Below are 24,061 nucleotides of genomic sequence, written 5' to 3'. Positions count from 1 at the left end.
AACGGGTTGAACAGCTTTAGTTAAAGTTGAATGACCAGCCAGCCGCCCTCGGTAGGCACGGCTGCAAACGAAGAAGAAAACACTCGCCCACCCGACACGGTAAGCACCATCCTTGGCTGCGATGACTCCTGCCACGATGTCAGCACCACCCATCGTTCCATCCGCTGGGTCTGTTGCATTGCGCGATCCTGCTTCACGCGCATCAACGATGCCGCATGCAGGGGACGATGTCGCTTAGCAGCTACCTGAGTCTTAGGCCGCGTAGCCTGCACAGTCGTCGCCACCGGCATAGAAACTTTCAACAGCGTCTCATGTGCCATGCCCGCAGCCGGAATGGCCGCTGCAGACGGATGAAACGCGACAGGCTGGTATGTCGCATCGCCCGAAGCAAAACTCTGCGCCTCTTCATGGATCGACACCGCTCCACCAGAGAACGAAACAAATTGTGGGCAACGCGAAAGTCCGGCGGCACCGCCAACAACCGCAAGCACTAGCACGCTCATCATCACGCCCGCCTGCGTCCGGCTCATCCCTTCGCGACGTCGCAAAATGCTATGCACCCGCCGCACCAACTCGGACTGCTTCTCCCACGCACCCAGCGAAAGCGCAGCAGCCCTACGCCCCAGCCGCTGCTCGGCCAGATTCGTCAGGCATGTTGCATAAGCCTTCGGGGCCTTCGTAAAACGCAGCACCGCATCATCACAGGCCAGCTCGCGTTCGAAGCACAGCCTCCGTTCAATCCACAACAGCACCGGATTTAGCGGCACCAGCACAAGGCTGATCTTCTGCAACAGATTGATCCAATCATCTGCCCGCCGCAGATGTCCCATCTCATGCAGAACAATATGTTCCAATTCGCTCGTAGTAAGCCGCTCAAACATCTCTCGTGGAATCAAAATCCGCGGAGAAAAAAACCCAATCACGCTAGGCCGGTCCACATCCGCCGACGTGCATACGGTCGCTCCACGCCACCCGGCTGCAACTAACGCAGAATCCCAACCTGTGCTCATCTCAACCGGCGTTGAGCGTTTCCATATTCCGCGCAGTTGCACCGCACCGATCGCGAGCTTCACCGCCCGCACCATCGATACACCGAACCACAGCACCGCAATAGCAAGACTCCATCGCACATCCACCTGCACGAACGCGCCATGTGCTGACGCTTCGCCGTCACCCCGCAATCCATACGCATGCAACAGCGGCAGCAACGCAAGAACCCCAAACACCGCCGTCCACACCGCAAACCGGATCGCAGCCGTCGTCTTCGGCATCAATCGCAAACAGATCCATACCGCAGCAGCCAACACAAGCCCCTGCCACAAGCCCGACACCACCGAGCCAGCCGCCACCCGCGACAGACTCTCAACACCGTGCAACAGGCTCGAGTCCATCCCCATTACAGTTCGTCTCCCGCGCGGTCGTCCGCTGCCGCTGCAATCGCTTCTTTCAGCCGTTGCAACTCCTCCGTCGTCACCTCATCATCCCCAAGCAGCGAAAGCAACAACTTCTCCCGCGAGTTGCCGAAGAACCGCTGCATCATATGACGAACCTCCGACCGGCTAGCCTCCTGCTCGGCAACGCATGGGATATACAGAAACGCCCGCCCCTCCTGCCGGTGCCGCACGTAGCCCTTCTGCTCCAAGATCCGAATCGTCGTCAGCACCGAGTTATAGGCCAGCGCCTCTGGCATGGCCGCCACCAGCTCTCCCACAGCCGACTCGCCACGCGCCCACAGAATCCTCATGAGCCGTAACTCAGCCTCTGTCAACGTGATGGACTTCTTTGGGGGCATAACCTCTCAACCTTCCGTCTTCCTCAACCCACGGGGCGACAGAATCTACTTACAGGAAAGACGAACAACTAATCGATTAGTTAGCGCGAAACAATAAAAATCCATGAACTCACGCCCTCCGTCCAACCGCGACCCCCCACACGACACATTTACTCTTCCTAAGGAGGAACTCTCCACACACGATGATCCGTATCGATGAGACCACCACGATCGAAGCACCCATTCAACGCTGCTTCGACCTCTCCCGCAGCGTGGAAGTCCATCTCCTTAGAAATGTTCACTCCGGCGAACAAGCCCTCGCAATAAGCGGCCTCACCTCCGGCCTCCAAGGCCTCTCCGACCGCGTCACCTGGCGAGCCAAACACTTCGGCGTCTGGCACAACCTCACCAACGAAGTCACGGCCATCGAACCGCCAACCTACTTCCAAGTGACCATGAACAAAGGAATATTCCGCTACATGCAGGCCGACCACTACTTCCGCACGCTCCCCTCCGGCGCGACCGAGATGACCGACCACTTCCGAATAGCCTCTCCCCCTCCGATCCTTGGCCTCTTAGCCGAAAAACTCTTCCTCCGCCGATACATGCTCGCGCTCATTCGCGAACGCAACGCTGTCATCAAGCAACTCGCCGAGTCCTCAGACTGGAAGTTCTACCTCCCAAAAGAAGCAGTGGGGAAAACAACACCATCATGAAGATCGTCATCCCCGGCGGCGCCGGACAAGTAGGCCACCTTCTCGCGCGCCACTTTCACGCCCAGGGCCACAATGTCATCGTCTTCAGCCGCACCGCACACCCCGCGCCATGGCGTGTAGTTCCATGGGACGGCCTGACTCTCGGCCCATGGGTCGCCGAACTCGAGCAGAGCCACATCTGCATCAACCTCGCCGGCCGCAGCGTCAACTGTCGCTACACCCCCGTCAATCGCCGAGCCATCTTCGACTCCCGTATCCTCTCCACAAAACTTCTCGGCGAGGCCATCTCCTCCCTGCACCACCCACCCGCCATCTGGCTCAATGCCAGCACCGCCACCATCTATCGCCACTCGCTCGATCGCCCCATGGACGAAGCCACCGGCGAATACGGCGGCAACGAACCCGGCGCACCTGAAACCTGGAACTTCTCCATCGACGTAGCCAAAGCCTGGGAGTCAGCCTTCTTCTCCACGCACACGCCCCACACTCGCAAGATCGCCCTCCGCAGCGCCATGACCTTCAGCCCCGATCAAGGCGGAGTTTTCGATGTCTTCCTCAGCCTCGTTCGCCACGGCCTCGGCGGCACCAACTACCCCGGCACTCAATTCGTCTCCTGGATCCACGAGGTCGACTTCATCCGTGCCATCGAATTCCTCATCGCTACGCCGGCCATCACCGGCCCAATCAATCTCGCCTCTCCAAATCCCCTCCCTAACCGCGACTTCCTCCGCATCCTCCGCGAAGCCTGGGGCACTCCCATCGGCCTGCCCACCACATCCTGGATGATCGAGATCGGCACCTATCTCATGCGCACCGAATCCGAGCTCATCCTCAAAAGCCGCCAGGTCGTCCCCGGGCATCTCCTGTCCGCTGGCTTCCCCTTCACCTTTCCCGACTGGCCCTCCGCCGCCCAGGACCTCGTCGCTCGCTGGAGAAGTCACAAATTCCCTCTGTAACTTGCATCCGGCCCGTAGTATCGTCTTTTCCATGGCTGCTGAAGACGCGAACGATCTGCGTAGAGCGCTCGAGAAGAACGAAATTATCCCGTACTTTCAACCGCTGGTAGAACTTCGAACGGGCCTGCTCAGCGGATTTGAAGTTCTCGCGCGTTGGCAGCACCCCGTCCGTGGCCTCATCCCCCCTAACGAGTTCATTCCATTGGCCGAAGACACCGGCCTCAACGGTCAACTTACCGGAAACCTCCTCCGAGCCGTCTTCGCCGCCGCAAAAAACATCCCCGACCACCTCACCCTCTCGGTCAACATCTCCCTCACCCAGCTCACCGACTTCTCCCTCCCCAAACACATCCGCGCCGCCGCCGACCAGGCCAGCTTTCCCCTCAACCGCCTCATCCTCGAGATCACCGAGAGCGCCCTCGCCAGCAACACCGAGCACGCCTACCGCATCGCCACCGAGCTCAAAGAACAAGGTTCCCGCCTCGCCCTCGACGACTTCGGAACCGGCTATTCCAGCCTCCGCCACCTCCAGTCCCTCCCCTTCGACGAACTCAAGATCGACGCCAGCTTCGTCCGCTCCATGGGCCACACCCGCGACAGCCGCAAGATCGCCGCCGCCATCGTCGGTCTGGGCAACAGCCTCAGCCTCACTACCGTCGCCGAAGGCGTAGAAAATCAAATCATCGCAGACATGCTCCTCTGGCTAGGTTGCGACCTCGGCCAGGGCTGGCTCTACGGCCGCGCCGTCCCCCCCGAACAACTTCCCGACGTCCTCGCCGCCAGAATCGACCCGCCCCCCATCCCTGCCGAACCACGCTCGCCCGTCGCCAACTCCACCCTTCCTCTCCGCCTCGAAGCTCTTCCCACCCAGCGCCTCGCCCAGCTCAATGCCATCTACGACGGCGTCCCTGTCGGCCTCTGCTTCATCGATCGCAACCTGCGCTACGTCAGCGTCAACCGCCGTCTCGCCGAAATGCATCACCTCCCCGTTGCCGCGCACCTCGGCCGTTATGTCTCCGAGGTCATGCCCTCCGTCTTCCCCCTCTGCGAACCCTATCTCCTCCGCGCCCTCAACGGAGAGGCCAGCAACAACCTCGAAATCTGCTATCCCGATCCGACCCCCCTCAACGAAAAACGCACTCACCTCATCTCCTTCCATCCCGCTCGCGACGAGGCCGACGAGGTCATCGGAGTCTCCGTCTCAGTCGTCGATATCACTCGCCGCAAGAAGGCTGAGCAAGCCCTCGCCGAGAGCGAAGACCACTACCGTCACACCGTCGAGCTCAACCCCCAGGTCCCCTGGACCGCCGACCCCGAAGGCATGATCCTCGACGCAAGTCAGAGATGGGAGAGCCTCACTGGCCTCACCATTCAGGAATCCCTCGGCACCGGCTGGATTCGAGCTCTCCATCCGGATGATGTCCAGCCCACCTCCCGCACCTGGTCAGCCGCCCTTCGTACCGGCAGCCCCCTCGATGTCCAGTACCGCATTCGTCATGTCGACGGAACCTGGCGCTGGATGCGCGCACGCGCCGCCCCACGCCGCGGAATAGATGGGGAAATTATCCGCTGGTACGGCACCGTTGAAGATGTCGATGATCAGAAGCAGGCAGAACAAGCCCTGCGCAAGAGCGAAGCTCGTCTCCAGGCAGTCTTCGACGCGGCCCCCATAGGGATCGTCATCGCCGAAGCACCCGACGGCCGGGTCGTCATGAGCAACCCGCGAGCCGAGGAGATTCTTCATAGATCGGAGCTCCCCCTCACGGTAATCGACGACTACTGCAGAGAGTCGATCTCGCTAACACCGCAAGCCGCCTCAGCCACCGGGAACACAACTCCCGATCATCCGCTCGCCAGCGCCATCATGGGTGGAAAATCCATCGGGCCAACCGAATACCTTCGCTTCCGCAGCGACGGTACAAGCGCCTGGATCAGCCTCACCGCCGCACCCGTCCTCGATCCCGACGGCAAAGTCTCCGGCGGCGTCGTCGCCATTCAGGACATCGACGAAGACAAGCGCGAAAAGCAGCGCCTCTCCGACCTGAACACCATCCTCAAAGTCAAACTCGAAACGCATCGCTAGCACTTAGTCCCTGCAGTCACCGCAACCCTCTGTCATCCTGAGCGAAGCGAAGAACCCCGCATCTGCATTTGGGTCGCCCTGAAGTTGCCAGTTGTAATTGCAATTGTTTTTCTAGTTGTCATCCCCGAAGGGGATCTGCTGTTGCAGTTGTCTTCGCCGCTAGTGCTGTCCTGCACAAATCAGCTATTGCCGCAAATCACAATCATCTCCATCCCCCTCGCCACCCAACCTGCTAGCGTAGTACCCAATGGCCCACGCCCACACCGTAGCGAGCGTCCGCTACACCTTCAACTCCCTCGCCGATCTCCTCGCCAAAGCGACCCCCGCCCGCTCTGGTGACGAGCTCGCCGGCATCGCCGCAACCTCCGCCCAGCAACGCGTCGCAGCACAGATGGCGCTCGCCGGTCTCCCCCTCACCCACTTCCTCAACGAAGCCGTCATCCCCTACGAAACCGACGAAGTAACCCGTCTCATCCAGGACACCAGCCGCACACCCGCTGCCAACGCCGCATTCGCCCCCATCTCAAGTCTCACCGTAGGCGAGCTCCGCGACCATCTCCTCTCCGACGCAACCACCCCAGCCACCCTTGCCGCTCTCGCCCCCGGCCTCACCCCCGAAATTGCCGCCGCCGTCTCCAAACTCATGCGCCTCCAGGACCTCATCCTCGTGGCCCGCAAGATCTCCATCGTCACAAAATTCCGCACCACCGTAGGCCTGCCCGGCCGCCTCTCCACCCGTCTACAACCCAACCACCCCACCGACGACCCAGCAGGCATCGCCGCATCTATCCTCGACGGCCTCCTCCTCGGCTCCGGCGACGCCGTCATCGGCATCAATCCAGTCTCCGACAACGTAGCCGCTCTCACAACCCTTCTCCACCTCGTCGATCACATCCGCCGCCGCTACGAGATCCCCACCCAGTCCTGCGTCCTCGCCCATCTCACCACGCAGATGCAGGCCATGCAGCAGGGCGCACCTCTCGACCTCCTCTTCCAATCCATCGGCGGCACCGAAGCCACCAACACCAGCTTCGGCATCAACCTGGCTCTCCTAGAAGAGGCCCACCAACAAGCCCGTAGCCTGAACCGCGCACCAGAAAATCCATCGCCCAACATCATGTACTTCGAGACCGGCCAGGGCAGCAGCCTAAGCGCCAATGCTCATCATGGTGCCGGCGGTCAGGGCGTAGACCAGCAAACTCTCGAAGCCCGCGCTTACGCCGTAGCCCGCCACTTCAACCCGATGCTGGTCAACACAGTCGTAGGCTTCATCGGTCCCGAATACCTCTACGACGGCAAGCAAATCCTCCGCGCAGGCCTCGAAGATCACTTCTGCGGCAAACTCCTCGGCCTCCCCATGGGCTGCGACATCTGCTACACCAACCACGCCGAAGCCGATCAGGACGACATGGACGCACTCCTCACCATGCTCGGCGCCGCAGGCGTCAACTACATCATGGGTGTCCCCGGCGCAGACGACATCATGCTCAACTATCAGAGCACATCCTTCCACGACGCCCTCTACCTCCGCCGCCTCCTCAATCTCCGTCCCGCCCCCGAGTTCGAAGCGTGGCTCAACACGCAAGCTCCCCATCGCCTCACCTTACCCGCCATGCTCCCTTAGCTACGTCGACCGCCAGCCAGCACTAAATGGAACAAATCAGATCTAACCGACGTAACTTTCTTCGTGAATCCACCGAATAGCATGGAGATAGTCACGCTCGCGGGCTTATTGGCTGGAGCTTTGGACATCACCGCAACCTCTACCCTCATGTCGCTGCAGGGCATGCCGATCGAAAGACTATGGCAGGGCATAGCCAGCGGCGCGTTGGGCGCATCCGCGTTCAAGGGCGGCAAAAGAACGGCCGCTCTGGGCCTGTTCTTTCACTTCGCAATCGCATTCACCGTTGCTGCGATCTACTACGCGATAAGCCGCCAACTCCCGATCACCACAGAAAGACCGATCCTCTACGGCACTCTCTACGGCGTTGTCGTTCATCTGGTCATGAGCCGCGTCGTCATCCCACTCTCAGCAGCGCCCAAACGTGAGTTCTCCGCAAAAGCCTTCGTGACTCAACTGGTCATCCACATCTGCTTCGTGGGACTTCCAATCGCACTCACAGTCGCTCACTTCGCCCGATAGAAACCCGCGCTAAAAGCAAGCAACTCAGCACTTCTTCGCACCCTTATGCGTTTCGAGCGCAAGATCCTCCGCCACATTCGGATCGTATTCCTCCAACTCCGCCAACAGGCCTGCATCGCTCAAATCCAGTAGCTTCGAGTTCTCCCAATCATGCCGGACGGTCTTGAGTAAACGATCAAGGATATGGTCGTCCCTCACCTCAATCGCCAGCTCCCGCCTGCTATCGAAGCTCCCCGGAGCGAGATTGATCGATCCAATAATTGCGCGCGCATCGTCAGCCAGCAACAACTTCGCATGAAGCTTAATATGCTTCAACTTGTGGATCTTCACGCCAATATCTTCCAACACCCTAAGCCCGCTCACGCCCTCAATCAGCTTGTCTTTCTTCAGCTTGTGCGGAGGCCGCGCCATAATGTGAATCTTCACCCCACGCTGGTTCGCCCTTACCAGATGTTCGATAATCGTCGGATCCTGATACCGCTCATTCTGAAGCCACAGCGAGTGCTTCGCCTCATCGATCAACTGCCCCAGCCGCTGCCGCCCATTCCCAATACACCAGATCAAATGCGAGTGATCGCCCGCATTGAAGTTCTCCCTCTTCCAGTCCGCGTCGAAGCACTCCATTACCTCTTCGACCTCGTGCTTATGCGTCGTAACAATCGCATAATCCCGCGTCACCGTAAGGTTCTTCGTCTCCCAGTTCAGCGACTCGACAAATGCCGTCTTATCATCGATCACCATCGACTTCTCATGCGTCAGATCGAAGCACGGATTGCTATCCAGCACCTCAATCCCCGCGTCCGTCAACGTAATCCTGGACTCGTCATTCTCTTTCTCACCATCCCGCCTCTCCGGGTTCAGCATCACCCGCACCTTCACCCCACGCTGATGAGCGGCAATCACAGCCTGCAGCAGACCCGGATCCGAAAACACAAACATCTTGATCCGGATCGAATCTTTCGCACCAAGAATGGCGTCCAGAATCGGCTTCGCAGAATCGTCCGGCAAAACAATCACAGAGCGCGACATAATCCTCTTCCCTTAACCCCGTATTTCGAGAACTGGCGTTGATCTCTTTTACAGCCTCTCATCGCCCAATACAACTAGCAGGTCCTTTACGCCATCACCTTATCCAACCCGGCGTCGAACTGCGTCCGATGCAGCGCCGCATAGATCCCATTCACCGCCATCAACTCCTCATGCGTTCCATTCTCCGCCACAACGCCTTCATTAATCACAATGATCTGATTCGCATCCCGGATCGTGCTCAATCGATGAGCAATCGCAATCACAGTCCGCCCCTCCATCAGCTTCTCCAGCGCATCGATCACCAACTTCTCCGACTCGCTATCGAGCGCTGCCGTCGGCTCATCCAGCAGCAGAATCGGACTATTCCGCACCATCACCCGCGCAATCCCAATCCGCTGCCTCTGCCCACCCGACAGCGTCGATCCCCGCTCCCCCACCATCGTCTCGTACCCCAACGGCATCTTCGAAATGAACTCATCCGCATTCGCCAGCTTCGCCGCCGCAATCACCTCTTCTCTCGTCGCCGCCGGCCGCCCAAACGCAATATTCTCTAAAATCGTCCCGCGAAACAGCACCGTGTCCTGCAGCACGTACCCGATCTTGTCCCTCAGCGGCTTCAGTTTGTACTCACGCACATCCTCGCCATCCATCTTTACCGACCCGGAATCGACATCATAAAACCGCGGGATCAAACTCACCACCGTCGATTTCCCGGCTCCCGTCGGCCCCACGATCCCCACAAACTGACCCGCCTCAATCTTGAAACTCACATCCGTCAAAATCAGATTCGCCGGGTCATATCCAAACGCGACGTGCTCAAACTCAATCGTCCCCGCCACCGTCTCCGGCGTCAACCCATCTTTCTTCTCCGGAATCACCGCATCCGTATCCAGAATCTCGCGAACCCGCTCTGCTCCAACTGCCGCCTGCGCCACTGCATTCGTCGTCGTCGCAAGATCCTTCACCGGCTTGAAAAACTTCGTAAGGTAGGCCAGATAAACGGTCAGCTCGCCCACCGTCATCGTCTTCTCAAGAATCAGCGCGGCTCCGCGCCACAACACTACCGCCGTACACAACGACACCGTAATCGTCACCACCGGCGACAGCAGCGCCTTCACACTCCTTGCCTTCAGCGCAGCGCTCACCGTCGCCTGGCTCACCAGCTCCAACTGCGCCTCTTCCGTCGCCTCCTGCCCAAACGCCTTCACTGCCTGTATCGATTCCAACCCCTGCTGCACCACCGCGACAATCTCGCTCTGCTCTTTGCGAACCTCATGCGTCGCCTTCTTCACTGCCTTCTTAAATCTCGAAACAAACAGCAGCAGAAACGGCGTCACCCCAACAGCAATCAGCGTGAAGTCCCAGTTCAGCCAGAACATCAACCCCAGCATGCAGACGATCGTCAGCATATCGACCACAATATTCAACGTCGATGACGAAGCAAATCCCTCAATCGTCTGAATATCCGCCGTAATCGTGCTCAGAATCGTTCCCGTCGCATGCGTGTTGTAGTACCCAAGCGACAGCCGCTGCAGGTGCCCATACATCTTCATGCGCAGATCATGCGCCACCCACTGCCCCACACTCTCGGTGTAGTAGTTGTCGATATAAGACGCCACCGCGCCCAACAGCGAAATCACGACAAACACCACCGCCGCCAGCCCCGCGACATGCAGCCTCGACTCATGCGACCTCGAGCCTTCATCCACCATCGACCCAATCAGCCGATGCAGCCACGGAGCCATCTTGTGGTCGCCGATTACGTTATCGAGGATGATCTTCAACGGCCACGGCGTCGCCAGGCTCATCACCGTCTCGACCAGCATGGCCAGAAAGATGCCCACCAGCGTGCCACGATAAGGTCGAATTAGACTTCCGATAAACCGCAACATAATAAGCAGGCCCTATCCCCGCAAACCACTACTTCAGATCCTTGCAACCACCGATCCTTCAAGTAGAAATCAACAGCATCTCCCCAACAAGCGTTCTTTCATCGCAGCCAGCAGACAATCATCCTACCCGAACCTCCACAAACACAACCTCGCGCGTCGTTTTTTCGTACACTCGCTATCATCGTTCCTCACACTACAGACAACTCACGATCAACTATGTCCGACCACAAAACAAAAGAATCAAAAGAAGTAAAAGAGCTGGAGATAGCCCCGACCGGAGCACCGTCCGCCACCCCGCCCCCGTCTCTGCGCAGCTACACGCCTGCCCGCATCGCCCTGCGCCGCACCGGAGTCAGCCTCGCCACCACAGAGATCCTCGACTTCCAGCTCGCCCACGCCCAGGCTCGCGACGCCGTCCACGCCGCGCTCGACACCCAACTCCTCATCCACCGCCTCAATACCGAAATCCCGTCCCTCACCGTACCCATCCTCACCCTCGCCAGCGCCGCCCCCGACCGCGCCTCCTACCTCCGCCGCCCAGACCTCGGCCGTACCCTGTCCCCCGCCTCCGCCGCTCTCCTCCACCCGTCCCCCTGTGACATCCTCCTCGTCATCGCCGACGGCCTCTCCGCCACCGCCATCGAGCACCACGCCGTCCCCCTCCTCGCCGCCCTCCTTCCCGCGCTGCCTGCAAACCAGACCCTCGGCCCACTCTGCATCGCCACCCAGGCACGCGTCGCCATCGCCGACCGCATCGGCTCCCTCCTCCACGCGCGCCTCTCAGTCATCCTCATCGGCGAGCGCCCAGGCCTCAGCTCACCCGACTCCCTCGGCGCATACGTCACCTGGAACCCCACTCCCGGCCGCACCGACGCCGACCGCAACTGCATCTCCAACATCCGCACCGCTGGCCTCGACTACCTCACCGCCGCCGCCCGCATTGCCTTCTACTGCGCCGAAGCCAGCCGACTCAAACTCACCGGCACCGCCCTCAAAGAAGCAACCCCGCCTCTTCTCAGCTCCTGACTCCGATTGCAAAAAAAAATGGCCCACGCTCATCACGCAGGCCACTGCAGAAACTCATATGCAAACGCAATCTCTAGAACAGGAATCTCAACGCCATTTGTATCTGCCGCGGGCTCCCGATCGTATGCGTCACAGTACCCAACCCACTCGGGCAGTTATAAAAGGTGTTGGTGCTTGGGCTGGTGGTGTTGCAGCCGGTAGGTAGAACCGGCGTCCCAGCCTGCGGAAAGCCATTGTAATTAACGTTCTGTGCCACCTCATTGCCGGGCACATCGAAACTGCTTGTGTTCGTGAGGTTATACACATCAAACGTATAAGTGAGACTGTACCGTTCCGTGAACTTCGTCACCTTCATCAGCGACGCATCCGAACGCTTTTGGAAGGCCTGATGGAAGATATTGCGCTGACCAGTCGTAAAGTCCGTTTCATATGGGTCGGAGGTCGGAACAGCGCCGCTCAGTCCGCCAGCCTGCAGTATTGGAATCGTGAAACACGACGCCTTCAACGCATTCAGATTCGGATCGCCACTCGGATTGAACGCCCCAGAATGCCCCGTCTTCGCAGACTTCGCAGTGCACCCCGGAGCCAGCGGAACGATTGGATTCGTAATTCCGTTACTGACGCCGTAGAAGATGCTGCCCACAGCGCCGCTGAAGTCAATCACGCTATACGGCTGGCCACTCTGCAGAATCGTAAGCCCCACCAGCGACCAGCCATTCGCAAAATAACCTTCGACCGCATGGTTATGAACAAAATCGGGCAGCCTGTAAACGTAGTTGAAGTTGATCACATGGGTGCGGTCAAAGTCGGACGAGGCATATCCGTCGCGCAGGTTCAACGGATTGTTGCCGTTATAGAAAAGCCCCAGGCCACTCTGTTCATCGAGCGCGTGCGAGTACGTGTAAGAAGCAGCCACCTGGAATCCGTGACTCATCCGCTTCTCAACGTGTGCCGTCAGCGCATTGTAGGCATCCACTCCCGCCGCTCGATAAGAGATCGACTCCGCCGCATAACCAACATAAGGAACGCGATGGTCGATGTTGCCGCCCTCATAGTCGAAGTCATAGCCAGTCCCATCAGGCAGCGTGGCTCCCCCAACGTTATAACCATACGAATACTTCTCACCATGGATATTGGCACTAGGTGAAGCAATTCCAGGCTGGTTGAACGGAACCGGAATCACCTGATGCCGCCCCAGATTACCAACGTAGCCCAGTGTGATCGCAAGGTCATTGCGCGGCTGCCACTGGATATCCAGCGTGTAGTTGAAGGTATAAGGCAGTTTATTGGCGCGATCGTAGACACCAAGCGAAATCGGCTGCCCGCCATCATTGATGCTCGCAATGTTCGGCAGGTAGTTGCTCAAGTCGGACGACTGCGGATTCGTCGGCGGTGCATTCTTCACGTTGGTATACGGGTTCGCGAGATTGCCCGTCGCAGCCGTAGGCGCAGAGGTCGGTGGGTTTATGCCGCCACCTCCACCGCAGGTTGGAATGTAGTAGCTGTAAAGGCTCTGGACCGGGCAAGATTGTGCGGTAACGAAAGGAAGCTGTTGGTTCACGCCGAAAGGCCCGCCAGTAACCGTTCCAATCGCATAGCCAGGCGAGAAGTAGCTGAATAGTTCACCGCGGTCGTAGTACATCCCGAAGCCTGTACGCACCACCAGCTTGCCTCCGAACTTCTCCGGCTGCCATGCCGCACCCAGCCGCGGACCAATCCCCCACTGCCGCCCCGTCAGTGTGGTCGGGCTCACACCTGTGGTTCCGTTTTTGTTGTTGCTGGCAATGATGAAGCCAGGATTGACGATCGTATCCGACGCTTCGTTGTAGCTGTAAAGCGTCGGGTCAAAGTTGAAGATCCGTCCGTTCTTCTCGCTCAGGCCACCATCCCAGTCATAACGCAGCCCCGCGGTAAGCGAAACCGTCGGCGTGACCTGGAACTTGTCCTGCACATAGCTCCCCACCTGGTTCGCCCGGTAGTAACGGCTCGCATCACCCTGCAGAAACGAGCTGACATAAAACTGGGTTGAAGAGCTACCCGGCGTCACATACCCCTGCGCAAAAGCGCTCAAATCGTCCGTCGCCACCGTGCCCGCGTTCGTCCGATGGTCGATCGTATTGAGTTGCGTATAGCTATAACTCGTCCCAAACGTAACCGTGTGCTTGCCCAGCGTCCAGATCGCATTTCCAGACGGCTGCCATCGATTCTGGAAAGCTCCGGTATTAGGAGCCTGTCCCTCAGCGTTAGGCCCAATGTTCAGAATGCCCGAACTAACCAGACCATACTGAGCCTGAGCGCTGCCCAACACATTCACAATCGACACACCGGGAAAATAACTCGACCCAAACTCATTGATCGAAACTGTTCCCAGCGAGCCTCCCGGAATCGCGTCCGGCCCAAATGGCTGCTCGTTATCCACCCACGTCTTCTCCCGAAGAAAACCCAAACTCTCCGTGGTACTCAAATTCGACTTCACAAGATAAGTGTTGATGATCGAGAAAACCTGCGCGCCCGAGTCAAGATGTTCCGTAAATCCCGGAACGCTCGAGTAGGCATAAGGAGCAAGCGTAGGATCATGTTGATAGAAATACTTCAGCGACAGCGTGTCTTTGTTACTGATGTTGTAGTCAAGATTAGCCACCGCCATATCAGCCTTGAAACGACCCGTGCCAGGAAGAAAAGCATTGTAGGGATGAGAAGCAGACATCCCCGACGATCCCGTGTCATTGGGCACAAGCCACTTACCCGGCTCACCAGGCAGCGAAGGCGAGTTGAACAAAGCCAGCGCAGTCCGATCGATGTTGGCAGCAGTAAGTGTGGTCCCAAACGGACCATTGATCATATTCGCAAAGCCAGCCGCATCGCGATTCGTATCGGAAAGGCCAACCGGCACATTGATGAAGTTATCCCCGATCTCCTGATCCGACACCTGCAGATGCTGGTACGACACAAAACCAAATAGTTTGTTTTTAATAATCGGACCGCCAAAAGTCCCCCCGGCGATATACCGGTGCAGCTCAGGATTCTCGTCCTTCGGATCATTCGCGAGCAGCGGATTATTTTTGAAGAAGAACGGCGCCGCATTAATCCAGTTCGTTCCGCGCCGCCCATACGCCGTTCCGTGATACGCATTCGTGCCCGAAGCAGTATTCACATCGATGTGCGCACCCGAAGTAGAGCCCTGCTGAGCGTCATACATCGACGCGTTCACCCGCACCTCCTGGATCGTCTCCGGCGCCGGCGTAGGAATCGCGTTACCAATCGAAAGATAAACCGATGCAACGGTCTGAATCACTCCCGCGCCACCCTGCGTCGTCGAAGCCCCCGTACTGTTGATCACACGCTGCGAGCCAACCTGGCTTGTGCTCTTCCCATTGAAGAGACTGCTAGCATCCACGCCGTTGATCGAGAAGCTATTACTCGTGTCGCGCTGTCCATTCGCCCAGATCGGCAGATTCCCCAAACCAGACTGAGCTCCAGTACCACCCGGCAGCTCCGCGTTCACACCCGGCGACAGAATCGCCAATCCCGTAAAACTCCCCGTAGGCTGCGGTATCGACTCGATCTGCGCCTTATCCAGAATGTACCCGTTCGTCGTATCCACCGCGTTCAACAGCGGGACCGCTTCCACGCTCACCACGGTGTTCACTGCACCCACGCTCAACTGAGCATTCACTGTCCCCGTCCGGTCGCTCTGCACAGGAATCCCCTGCATCTTCTGTGACTGAAACCCTTCCTTCGTAAACGAGAGCGTGTAAGTCCCAATCGGCAGATTCGCAAAATCATAAAATCCATTGCTTCCCGCCGTCTGCGTCCGCGTCAACCCCGTCTGATCCCCCACCACGGTCACCACCGTCCCCGGCAGAATCCCGCCCTGGCCATCGGTCACCACCCCCGTCAGGCCGCCGAGCGTCTGCTGCCCAAACACGGGACACACCAGAAGCAGACACGCCATCTGGCACACAACGACAAAGAAGAAGGAACGGAAACACCTACTCATAATCTTGCTCCTAAGTGTTGCAGCGCATTACTTACAACAAGTCGTCCTTTGCCTGAAAGTAGGCATTTGCAAAGACACAGATGCAGCACGGCCAATCCGCGGGGACGACGCCGAGGCAACTGCGAACTTAAACTTCGGAACAGGTGAAATTCAGTTTGCTATGTGAACTTGGAATGAAAATGAGCATATCTGAAGTTGTCAAAATTGCGAAGAGAATTCGACGTCTGCACGCAACTTCTCATCGACGCTTTTGCAGCCACGTAAACCGCGCAGTCCACCCATAGGAAAAAGCCGCCTGCATCACCCACGCAAGCGGCTCATTCCCTAACCTCGTTTTATTCTTCGCGGACGCGGCCTACTTCGCCGTCTTCACCAGTCCGCGATACTTCAGCATCGGCTTGACATTCGGCGCGCTACCCAACCACGCCTCATACATCTTCGCCAGATCCTCCGTATTCCCACGCGACAGCACCATCTTCCGGAACCGGTCTCCATTCGCCCGCGTCAGACCGCCGTGATCCTGGAACCATTGGAACGCATCATCATCCAGCATCTCGCTCCAAAGATACGCATAGTACCCGGCCGCATATCCTCCGCCCCATATATGCGAAAAATAACTCGACCGATACCGCGGCGGAACGTAGCTCAACGTGAATCCCTTCTTCGCCAGCGCGGCCTTCTCAAACGCATCCGGCTCCTGCAGCCCATCGCTCACCGGCAGCGTGTGCCACTGCATATCCAGCTCAGCCGCCGCCACCAACTCCGTCAGCAGATAACCCTGGTTGAAATCCGCCGCCTTCTTGATCTTCGTCGCCAGATCCTCCGGCATCGCCGCGCCCGTCTTATAGTGCTTCGCGTAGTGCGCGAACACCGCCGGGTACGTCGCCCAATGCTCATTGAACTGCGACGGAAACTCCACAAAGTCCCGCGGCACCGATGTCCCCGACAAACTCGGATACTCCGTATCGGCCAACATCCCATGCAGCGCATGCCCAAACTCGTGGAACATCGTAATCACATCGCTAAAGCTGACCAGCGCCGGCTCACCCGCCGCAGGCTTCGGCAGATTCGCAACGTTATAAATCACCGGCAGCGTACCCTTCAGCTTCGACTGGTCGACGAAGCTGCTCATCCACGCTCCGCCGTTCTTGTTATCGCGCTTGTAGTAGTCGCAATAGAACAGCGCCAGCGGTTTCCCATCCCCGTCGAACACCTCGAACACGCGCACATCCGGATTCCAAACTGGAATATCCTTCCGCTCCTTGAAGCTCAGACCATACAACTGACCGGCCGCATAGAACACGCCATTCTCAAGCACATTATTCAGCTCAAAGTAAGGCCGCACCTGCGCGTCGTCGATGTCGTACTTCGCCTTCCTCACCTGCTCGGAATAAAACTCCCAATCCCAGGGCTCAACCGAAAACCCGCCATCCTGCGCACTAATCACACCCTGAATATCCTTCGCCTCATCCGCCGCATTCGCCGTCGCAGGAGCCACCAGCGCATCCATAAACTTCAGCGCGTTCTCCGGCGTCTTCGCCATCTGGTCTTCCAGCTTCCAGCCTGCGTAGGTGTCATGCCCTAGCAGTTTGCCCTTCTCAGCACGTAACTGCGCAAGCCTCGCAATCGTCGAACGTGTGTCATTCGCATCGCCGCGCTCCGTGCGCGTCCACGAGTTCTCAAATATCGCCTGCCTCGTACCCCTCACACTCAACGAAGAAAGAACCGGCTGCTGCGTCGTATTCTGCAGCGGAAGCACATACCCATCCTTCTTCCGCTCCTTCGCTGCCTCCTGCGCCCCGCTCAAATCTCCCGCCGTCAACCCCGCGAGCACTTCCTTATCCGTCGTCGCATACGCCGCGTCCTTGGTCGCCGCCAGCACCTTGCTGCGGAAGCCGTTCGACAACGTCGACTCTTCTCCGTTCAACTTCTTCAACTTTTCTTTATCGGCATCCGAAAGGTTCGCACCGGCATGCACAAAGTCCCTGTACCTCACCTCTACCAGACGCAGTCCCTCCGGGCTCAGCTTCAGCGAGGCTCTCGCCTCGTACACCGCTGCCACACGACGAAACAACTTCTCATTCAGATAAATCGCATCCCGGTGCGCCGCCAACCTCGGAGCCAGCACCTCCTGCAGCTTCTCCAGCTCAGGATTCGTATTCGCCCCCGTCACGCCATCGAACGCAGCCTGCGCCCGCTGAAACAACTGGCCCGTCTTCTCCATCGCGACAATCGTATTTTCAAACGTAGGAGCAGCCGGATTATCCGCAATGGCCTGAATCTCCCTCAACTCCTCCGCCATTCCGGCTTCGATCGCCGGTTCATAATCGCTGTCCTTAATCTTGTCGAACGGCGGCGCCTCGAACGGCAGCGAACTCTTCGCATAAAACGGATTCGATGGCCCAAACCCGGCATCCTTCGCGCTCATCACCGCACCCTGTGCACTACTCACACTCACCCCCACAAACGCTCCGAGACTCATCGCCAAAGACACACGCCGCACCAAACTCGCTCGACTCATCCATATCTCCGAACTTCCTCAATCGTGATCCAAACCCAAATTGTAGAGGATTTCCCCTCCTCCAACATTCGCAACTCCGCGCACCCCCCTGCCGTTGCCGTTGCATTTCTAGTTGTCATCCCCGCAGGGGATCTGCTGTTGCTGTTGCCTTTCTCGTTGTCATCCCCGCAGGGGATCTGCTGTTGCTGTTGTTCTTGCCGTTGCATTTCTTCTTGCATCCAACCGGCGACCCCCTCAACAACTAATTCACCACCCGCCACGGCGAAGTAGTCTTCCACCCCCTCAACTCCTTCGTAGCCCACGAGGTCGACTTATCCGTATGACAAGAAGTACAAGGATTCGGAATCCCCGACTGCTCCGTCTCAACAGGCGTAATAAACCGAAACGTATGCGCACTCACAGCGTTGTCCTTGATCGTCTGCTCAATCTTCGGCATATGGCACGCCACGCATTCACTCCCCTTGCTTCCCGCCGCATGATGCGTATGCTCGCTCACCGTCCCCTTTAGTCCCGCAGGATTATCCTTCGTGTGGCACGTCAGGCAAACCGCATTCCCCCTCGCAATCAGGTTCGACGCATTCTCGTTACTGTGAACCTGATGACAGTCAAAGCATCGGATCTGCCGGTGATACATATTGCTCTGCACAAAATCATTCCCCTGCATTCTGTTCTTGTGCGCCGTCAGGTCCGCATACTGGAAGAAGTTCGTCACACCCGGCTTCAACTCCTCCAGTCTCCAGAAATCCGCCAGCCTCTCTCCCGGCAAAAAACCCACCGGCCAATCAAAGTACTTCCCATTAATCGGGTTCGCGAGCGGCCGCCCCTGACTGTGGCATTGAATACAGGTGTCATTGCCGCGCACGTAATCAAGCGTCCCCGGATTCACAATATTCTGCGTCGTCGGATGCGCCACATGCAGACTCCCCGGCCCGTGGCACTTCTCGCATCCCACATTCCACTCCGTCACCTGCTTGGTCTCAACGTTGTAGTTCACCGAGTGGCAGCCATCGCACGTCGGTCCCGTAGGACGATCGAAGTTACTCGGCCCATAAAACGGTAGCCACCAATCTGTGCCCGTTTCCGCGTGATACGGCAGCCACCGGCCCTTCTTCACATCCCACTGCGCCGGCTCCGGGTAGTAGTCATCTCCACGCTTGGTGAAATACCTCTGCTTCCATCGGCTCCCATACACAAAAGCCACATCCCCGATCCCGAACGTAACTAGCGGATCGGCATGATTGAAATCCCCAAGCACCGCCTCTGGATGCACCTTCGGATCGCGCACCACATTCGCCATCCGCGTCTTCTTCCAACTGTCGTACGTCGCGCTATGGCAACTCTTGCAACTCTCCGAGCCCACAAAATGAGCACCCGGTGGCCCCTCGCCCCGAGCCCGATCAGGCGGCAACAAACAGATCACCCCAAAGGCGACCAACCCAACAACCGCCCATCTCCTCACGCAAGCCTCCACTCGTCGCCGATCCCATCCCCACATGGTTTTCAAATATAGGCAAACAACGTCCGCAAGTTGTCACGACCTCATGTCGGCGAACGATCCCAAAACAGAGCCTCACACAGCACCAGCAAATCACCACAACCCACCATCAAAAAACCACAACTCACTACCTCCCCGCCCTGCCTTACAATCCCACCATGCCGACTCCACCCCAGCCCGTCGAGCAGGATCCCCGCGTCTACTTCGCCGCCGAACGAACTTTCCTGGCATGGATCCGCACCGGCCTCGGCCTGATGGGAATCGGTTTCGCCGTCAGCCGCTTCGGCCTCTTCCTCCGACAGATCACCGCCGCCGAGTCCCATCTACCCGCCCGCACCACTGGCCTCTCCCTCTGGTCCGGCGTCCTTCTGGTCGCACTAGGAGTCATCGTCAACCTCACCGCCGTCTACCGTCACTTCCAACTAATCCAGGAGCTAAGCTCCGGCACCTGGCGTCCCGGCCGAGTCTCCAGAGACGCCGTCGTCCTCGGCCTCCTGCTAGCCGCTGCCGGAGTAGCCATGACCATCTACCTGATACTCGTCCGCTAAACATAGAGAGGGGTACTTGACAAAAACGATCACGAGAAACGGCCAAAGATCGGCAACCAACATCAAGTATCGGCTTTAAGTCGTTTCTTTCCAATATTTTGCACGTAACCCCTTTAGATGCAATATTTTGCAGCCACCAACCCTTCGTAGATACAACAAAATAAGAGACTTCCCCACAAAATACCCTGAACCGGGGAAGGGGGTACCAAGACAATGCCCGTAGCCAAACTCACCATCGAACTCGAAATTCCTCACGCCCAGTCCCTCAAAGACCGACGCCAGGTCTTACGCTCCATGAAAGATAAACTCCGCCACAGTTTCAACTTATCCGTCGCCGAGCTGGACGACGGCATGGTCTGGAACCGCGCCACTCTCGGAGTCGCCGCCATCTCCTCCTCCACCAGCTATCTCACCGGCCAACTCCACCAGATCGACCACGCGGTCCACCGCATAGCCGCCGCCCTAAGTGCTGAGATCACCGACTCTTACGCCGAGATCCTCCCCGAATGACAGCACAATCCACAAGAAATCCTACCTAAATCCTCCTCGAGCACTAGGTGGACAGGCCTGACTCTGATATCCTCAACCGTTCGACCCAGTCAAAACCATATGCCCGAGCAGCGCGCAAGAACCTACCATCGCAACCGTGTCGCCAACACCTTCTCCGAGGAGATCGGAGCCATGCTCGAAGGAGAACTCTCCGATCCACGAATCGCCCCCAGCTACGTCACCGAGGTCGTTCTCGCACCCGGCGGCAAATCCGCCCGCATATTCGTAGCCGTCCACGGTAACGAGGAGGAGGAAGCCTCCACGCTCGAAGGTCTGACCACTGCCCGAGCCTACATCCGCTCTCAACTCCGCGACCGCATGGGCGTACGCCATGTACCAGAGCTGAGCTTCGCCATCGACCGATCCGAGAAGATGACCGGACGCATGGACGAGCTCCTCGCCCGCACCCGCAAGCGTGAGCAGAAGCGCATCCCCTCCGAACCGGTCCAAGGGGCGCCTCCTAAATCATGACCCCTCAAGCACAGCTCCTCGAGCCTAAGCCCCATGTAGCCCGGATTGACGATCTGCTGACGATCTTCCGGTCCCATCCCCGCTTCCTCCTCGCCTCGCACACCCGCCCCGACGGCGACGCCATCGGTTCCGTCTTAGCCCTCGCTGAGGTGCTCGACCAACTCGGCTGCCAGGCCGACATCGTCTTCGCCGACCCCATCCCCTCCTCCTACGCCACCCTCCCCAACATCGGCCGAATCCATCACTCCCCCTCCGCGAACGACGTGGACCCCTCCGGTACCACCCCCGCCATCCTCCTCGAGTGCGACGGCATCGTCCGCACAGGTCTTCTCGGTCTCGAAGGCCGAACTCTAATTAACATCGATCACCACGCCAGCGGGCGTCCCTTCGCCTCAGTTAATTGGATCGATGAACACGCCTGCGCCGTCGCCGCCATGGTTTACCACATCGCCGTCGCTGCAAACGTCGAGATCACGCCCTCCATGGCCACCTGCATCTACGCGGGCATCCTCTCGGACACCGGAACCTTTACCTACTCCAGCACGAACGCCGACACCTTCGCCCTGGTCCATCATCTCGCCGCCTGCGGAGCCGATCCCAGCCAGATAGCCCGCGACATCTACCTCTCGAACCCCGCCAGCAAGATCCGACTGCTCGGCATCGCCCTCTCCAATCTCCAGTGCGACGACGATCTTGCGTGGACCTGGGTCACCAGTAAAGACATGGACGGCGTCGGCGCCACCGCCGAGGACTGCGAGGGAGTCGTCAATTACCTCATCAGCATCGCCGGCGTCGAATCGGCGGTCTTCCTCAGAGAGGTCCCTAACGCCGACCAATTTCGTCTCAGCATCCGCAGCAAAGGCAAAACAGACGTAGCTCGTATCGCCGAACTCTTTGGCGGAGGCGGCCATCGCAACGCCAGCGGATGCACCCTCGATGGCCCCCTTCCGGTCGCTCTCGAGCAAATCCTAACCCAGCTTCGGACAGGACTCTGATAGCCTTGTCTCGCTCCTCTTAGGAAAATGGACGATATTCAACATCCCGCCGACTCCGGCGCAAGGAATGGCAGCGCCGCTGCGATGTGGCTCCAGCAGTATCTTCAGATACCCTCCGCCACAACGGTTCGTGAGTTCGTCATCCTCTTTGTAGTCACCATTTTTCTTTTGCTCTTCGGTCTGGTCCCCGTCTTCGGTGGCGATCAGCTCGGCCTGGTCGGCGCGGACGAACCACGGTATGCCCAGATCGCCCGCGAGATGCTCACTGCGCACTCCAAGGCCTGCCACGACGTCGACGCTAAGATGGTCCCGCGCAGCCTTCGCCCGGAAGATATTCGAAACTCGTTCCACTGCATAGCCGGCGGCACGGTTACTCCTATCCTTTACGGCAAGCCCTGGCTCGAAAAGCCCGCCCTCTATTACTGGCGCGCTATGAGCTTCTTCAAAGAGTTTGGCGTCTCCGACTGGACAGCGCGTCTCCCCTCTTCCTCCGGAGCCCTCGCCCTGGTCGTACTCATCTTCCTCCACATGCGGCGCTTCCGGCCCGGTGGTCACCTGGACGCAGCCCTGATCACTGCCTCCTGCGTCGCAATCGTCAGTTTCGCACGCGGAGCCTCCACCGACATGCAGCTCGCAGCGCCCTTCTGCATCGGCATGCTCGGCTGGTACGCGTGGTACGAAACCGGCAAAAAGTTCTGGCTCTTCGACCTCTACTTCTTCGGTGCCGCCGCCACGCTCGCCAAGGGCCCTGTAGCTCCCTTCCTCGCACTGGCAATTATTCTCCTATTTGCCGGACTTCGCCGCGAGTGGTCCCTCCTCCGCCGTACCATCTGGATCCCCGGCGTCGTGCTCTACCTGGTCATGGTTTTGCCCTGGTACATCGCTGTTCAAAAGCGCAACCCAACTTTCTATCGCCTGTTTTTTCTGGAACATAATCTAGAGCGCTTCGCTACCAACCGTTACCAGCACCACCAACCGTTCTGGTACTACGTCGCGATCGCCCTCATCGGCCTGATGCCCTGGACCGTCATGGCCATTCGAGCCCTGGTCGACTCCATCGAAGTCTCCATCGCCGAATGGAAGGTCCGGCACAACCCGCAGCGTTACCTCGGACACACTCGCGCCGGAGACGCCTTTCCTGAATTTCTCGTCCTCTGGGCGATCTTCCCTATCGTCTTCTTCTCCTTCTCTGGCTCCAAGCTTCCCGGCTACATTCTCCCTTCGATTCCTCCGATGACCATTCTCACGGCCGACTATCTCAACCGAAGCCGCCGCACCGGTCTGCCACAATGGCTCGTCTGGGCTCACGCCGCCACATGCGGTCTTCTTGTCTTCGTTCTTGCCCTCGCCCCCCAGCACATGAAGTACGAGACCCTCGTACCCTCCACACAATGGCTGCTCATCGCGGCCGCCGCGGCCATCGCCTTCGGAGCCATCGTCTTCCTCACTATCCGTCGCTGGGGTATCCCGCAGGTATGCAACGTAACCCTGCTTCCCATCCTCGCGGCCCTCGTCTTTCTCCTCGGCTTCTACGGCAAAGAGCTCGACATGAACTACTCCGCCCGGCCGCTCGCCCGCGAGATCCAACAGCAGGCGCCCGACGTGAAACTCGTCGCAACCGACATCAAGCGTGACATGGACTACGGCCTCGCCTTCTATCGCAATGAACCCATGATTCACTACAGCACCGACGGAGTCCCCAGCGCAGAACACATCCTCGTCATCCGTGCCAACGACACCGCGGACCTTGAACACTGGCTCGCCGGGCGCGTCTACAAGCCCTTGTTCCTCTATGAATCGCAGGGCATTGAAGTCTATCGCGTCTACGCCAAACCCGAGGCAAGCGTAGACCAACCCTGACCGGGG

18 protein-coding genes are annotated in these 24,061 nt (G+C 58.6%); 11 read left to right on the top strand and 7 right to left on the bottom strand.

The annotated features are described in order from the left end of the window. Window positions 1–20: 20 nt before the first annotated feature. Together RBB77_RS08360 and RBB77_RS08355 are read right to left on the bottom strand one after the other, a co-directional pair. The gene (locus RBB77_RS08360) at window positions 21–1,391 is read right to left on the bottom strand and encodes a M56 family metallopeptidase (RefSeq protein ID WP_353066394.1); all 1,371 of its coding nucleotides are present in this window, start codon (window positions 1,389–1,391) and stop codon (window positions 21–23) included. Between the two features lie 5 nt (window positions 1,392–1,396). Next, entirely contained in the window at window positions 1,397–1,792 is a 396-nt protein-coding gene (locus RBB77_RS08355; RefSeq protein WP_353066392.1) for a BlaI/MecI/CopY family transcriptional regulator, read from the bottom strand. 182 nt (window positions 1,793–1,974) lie between these two features. On the opposite strand from RBB77_RS08355, the gene RBB77_RS08350 reads away from it, so the two are divergent. From RBB77_RS08350 to RBB77_RS08330, 5 genes are all read left to right on the top strand, one after another. Next, on the top strand, window positions 1,975–2,487 hold the full coding sequence (locus tag RBB77_RS08350; protein ID WP_353066391.1) for an SRPBCC family protein: 513 nt from the start codon (window positions 1,975–1,977) through the stop codon (window positions 2,485–2,487). Then, complete coding sequence (locus RBB77_RS08345) at window positions 2,484–3,443, top strand: epimerase (protein WP_353066389.1); 960 nt, start codon at window positions 2,484–2,486, stop codon at window positions 3,441–3,443. Before RBB77_RS08350 ends, RBB77_RS08345 begins: the two co-directional genes overlap by 4 nt. Window positions 3,444–3,474: 31 nt before the next feature. After that, on the top strand, window positions 3,475–5,526 hold the full coding sequence (locus RBB77_RS08340; protein ID WP_353066387.1) for an EAL domain-containing protein: 2,052 nt from the start codon (window positions 3,475–3,477) through the stop codon (window positions 5,524–5,526). 247 nt (window positions 5,527–5,773) lie between these two features. Next, window positions 5,774–7,150: an ethanolamine ammonia-lyase subunit EutB gene (locus tag RBB77_RS08335; protein ID WP_353066385.1), complete on the top strand. Its 1,377-nt coding sequence runs from the start codon at window positions 5,774–5,776 to the stop codon at window positions 7,148–7,150. Window positions 7,151–7,231: 81 nt separating this feature from the next. Beyond that, window positions 7,232–7,669: a hypothetical protein gene (locus RBB77_RS08330; RefSeq protein WP_353066383.1), complete on the top strand. Its 438-nt coding sequence runs from the start codon at window positions 7,232–7,234 to the stop codon at window positions 7,667–7,669. A 24-nt stretch (window positions 7,670–7,693) separates the two neighbouring features. Here RBB77_RS08330 and RBB77_RS08325 read toward each other — a convergent pair whose 3' ends face one another. Together RBB77_RS08325 and RBB77_RS08320 are read right to left on the bottom strand one after the other, a co-directional pair. Then, on the bottom strand, window positions 7,694–8,698 hold the full coding sequence (locus RBB77_RS08325; protein WP_353066381.1) for a phospholipase D-like domain-containing protein: 1,005 nt from the start codon (window positions 8,696–8,698) through the stop codon (window positions 7,694–7,696). Between the two features lie 86 nt (window positions 8,699–8,784). Further along, window positions 8,785–10,590, bottom strand: coding sequence for an ABC transporter ATP-binding protein (locus tag RBB77_RS08320; RefSeq protein WP_353066379.1), 1,806 nt, complete (start codon window positions 10,588–10,590; stop codon window positions 8,785–8,787). Between the two features lie 216 nt (window positions 10,591–10,806). Here RBB77_RS08320 and eutC point away from each other — a divergent pair, with 216 nt between their 5' ends. Next, window positions 10,807–11,616: an ethanolamine ammonia-lyase subunit EutC gene (eutC, locus tag RBB77_RS08315; protein ID WP_353066377.1), complete on the top strand. Its 810-nt coding sequence runs from the start codon at window positions 10,807–10,809 to the stop codon at window positions 11,614–11,616. Window positions 11,617–11,689: 73 nt separating this feature from the next. Here the strand turns inward: eutC and RBB77_RS08310 are convergent, their stop codons facing one another. The 3 genes from RBB77_RS08310 to RBB77_RS08300 form a co-directional block, all read right to left on the bottom strand. Then, the gene (locus RBB77_RS08310) at window positions 11,690–15,616 is read right to left on the bottom strand and encodes a TonB-dependent receptor (RefSeq protein ID WP_353066375.1); all 3,927 of its coding nucleotides are present in this window, start codon (window positions 15,614–15,616) and stop codon (window positions 11,690–11,692) included. A gap of 355 nt (window positions 15,617–15,971) precedes the next feature. Next, complete coding sequence (gene dcp, locus RBB77_RS08305; protein WP_353066374.1) at window positions 15,972–18,137, bottom strand: peptidyl-dipeptidase Dcp; 2,166 nt, start codon at window positions 18,135–18,137, stop codon at window positions 15,972–15,974. A 241-nt stretch (window positions 18,138–18,378) separates the two neighbouring features. Continuing rightward, entirely contained in the window at window positions 18,379–19,596 is a 1,218-nt protein-coding gene (locus RBB77_RS08300; RefSeq protein ID WP_353066372.1) for a cytochrome c3 family protein, read from the bottom strand. A 194-nt stretch (window positions 19,597–19,790) separates the two neighbouring features. Here RBB77_RS08300 and RBB77_RS08295 point away from each other — a divergent pair, with 194 nt between their 5' ends. From RBB77_RS08295 to RBB77_RS08275, 5 genes are all read left to right on the top strand, one after another. Next, the gene (locus RBB77_RS08295; RefSeq protein WP_353066370.1) at window positions 19,791–20,180 is read left to right on the top strand and encodes a YidH family protein; all 390 of its coding nucleotides are present in this window, start codon (window positions 19,791–19,793) and stop codon (window positions 20,178–20,180) included. A gap of 213 nt (window positions 20,181–20,393) precedes the next feature. Beyond that, window positions 20,394–20,690 (top strand): DUF503 domain-containing protein, encoded by a 297-nt coding sequence (locus tag RBB77_RS08290; RefSeq protein WP_353066368.1) that lies wholly within the window; start codon window positions 20,394–20,396, stop codon window positions 20,688–20,690. A 99-nt stretch (window positions 20,691–20,789) separates the two neighbouring features. Continuing rightward, window positions 20,790–21,200 carry a 30S ribosome-binding factor RbfA gene (gene rbfA / locus RBB77_RS08285; RefSeq protein ID WP_353066366.1) on the top strand — a complete coding sequence of 137 codons (411 nt, stop codon included), beginning with the start codon at window positions 20,790–20,792 and terminating at the stop codon, window positions 21,198–21,200. After that, complete coding sequence (locus RBB77_RS08280) at window positions 21,197–22,195, top strand: DHH family phosphoesterase (RefSeq protein WP_353066364.1); 999 nt, start codon at window positions 21,197–21,199, stop codon at window positions 22,193–22,195. The genes rbfA and RBB77_RS08280 overlap by 4 nt, the downstream gene beginning before the upstream one ends. Before the next feature lie 27 nt (window positions 22,196–22,222). Next, window positions 22,223–24,055: an ArnT family glycosyltransferase gene (locus RBB77_RS08275; RefSeq protein WP_353066362.1), complete on the top strand. Its 1,833-nt coding sequence runs from the start codon at window positions 22,223–22,225 to the stop codon at window positions 24,053–24,055. The last annotated feature ends 6 nt before the right edge of the window (window positions 24,056–24,061 follow it).

Source organism: Tunturibacter psychrotolerans (genome assembly GCF_040359615.1).
In the GTDB taxonomy this organism is placed as follows: domain Bacteria; phylum Acidobacteriota; class Terriglobia; order Terriglobales; family Acidobacteriaceae; genus Edaphobacter; species Edaphobacter psychrotolerans.
The sequence above is the reverse complement of the archived record's forward strand: the minus strand, read 5'-3'. Positions and strand labels throughout refer to the sequence as shown.

Coding starts and splice junctions, on each gene's coding strand:
- RBB77_RS08345 (WP_353066389.1), top strand. CDS start 2,484: ATGAAGATCGTCATCCCCGGCGGCGCCGGACAAGTAGGCCACCTTCTC.
- rbfA (WP_353066366.1), top strand. CDS start 20,790: ATGCCCGAGCAGCGCGCAAGAACCTACCATCGCAACCGTGTCGCCAAC.
- RBB77_RS08350 (WP_353066391.1), top strand. CDS start 1,975: ATGATCCGTATCGATGAGACCACCACGATCGAAGCACCCATTCAACGC.
- RBB77_RS08330 (WP_353066383.1), top strand. CDS start 7,232: ATGGAGATAGTCACGCTCGCGGGCTTATTGGCTGGAGCTTTGGACATC.
- RBB77_RS08340 (WP_353066387.1), top strand. CDS start 3,475: ATGGCTGCTGAAGACGCGAACGATCTGCGTAGAGCGCTCGAGAAGAAC.
- RBB77_RS08295 (WP_353066370.1), top strand. CDS start 19,791: ATGCCGACTCCACCCCAGCCCGTCGAGCAGGATCCCCGCGTCTACTTC.
- RBB77_RS08320 (WP_353066379.1), bottom strand. CDS start 10,590: ATGTTGCGGTTTATCGGAAGTCTAATTCGACCTTATCGTGGCACGCTG.
- RBB77_RS08275 (WP_353066362.1), top strand. CDS start 22,223: ATGGACGATATTCAACATCCCGCCGACTCCGGCGCAAGGAATGGCAGC.
- RBB77_RS08325 (WP_353066381.1), bottom strand. CDS start 8,698: ATGTCGCGCTCTGTGATTGTTTTGCCGGACGATTCTGCGAAGCCGATT.
- dcp (WP_353066374.1), bottom strand. CDS start 18,137: ATGAGTCGAGCGAGTTTGGTGCGGCGTGTGTCTTTGGCGATGAGTCTC.
- RBB77_RS08335 (WP_353066385.1), top strand. CDS start 5,774: ATGGCCCACGCCCACACCGTAGCGAGCGTCCGCTACACCTTCAACTCC.
- RBB77_RS08360 (WP_353066394.1), bottom strand. CDS start 1,391: ATGGACTCGAGCCTGTTGCACGGTGTTGAGAGTCTGTCGCGGGTGGCG.
- RBB77_RS08280 (WP_353066364.1), top strand. CDS start 21,197: ATGACCCCTCAAGCACAGCTCCTCGAGCCTAAGCCCCATGTAGCCCGG.
- eutC (WP_353066377.1), top strand. CDS start 10,807: ATGTCCGACCACAAAACAAAAGAATCAAAAGAAGTAAAAGAGCTGGAG.
- RBB77_RS08355 (WP_353066392.1), bottom strand. CDS start 1,792: ATGCCCCCAAAGAAGTCCATCACGTTGACAGAGGCTGAGTTACGGCTC.
- RBB77_RS08310 (WP_353066375.1), bottom strand. CDS start 15,616: ATGAGTAGGTGTTTCCGTTCCTTCTTCTTTGTCGTTGTGTGCCAGATG.
- RBB77_RS08290 (WP_353066368.1), top strand. CDS start 20,394: ATGCCCGTAGCCAAACTCACCATCGAACTCGAAATTCCTCACGCCCAG.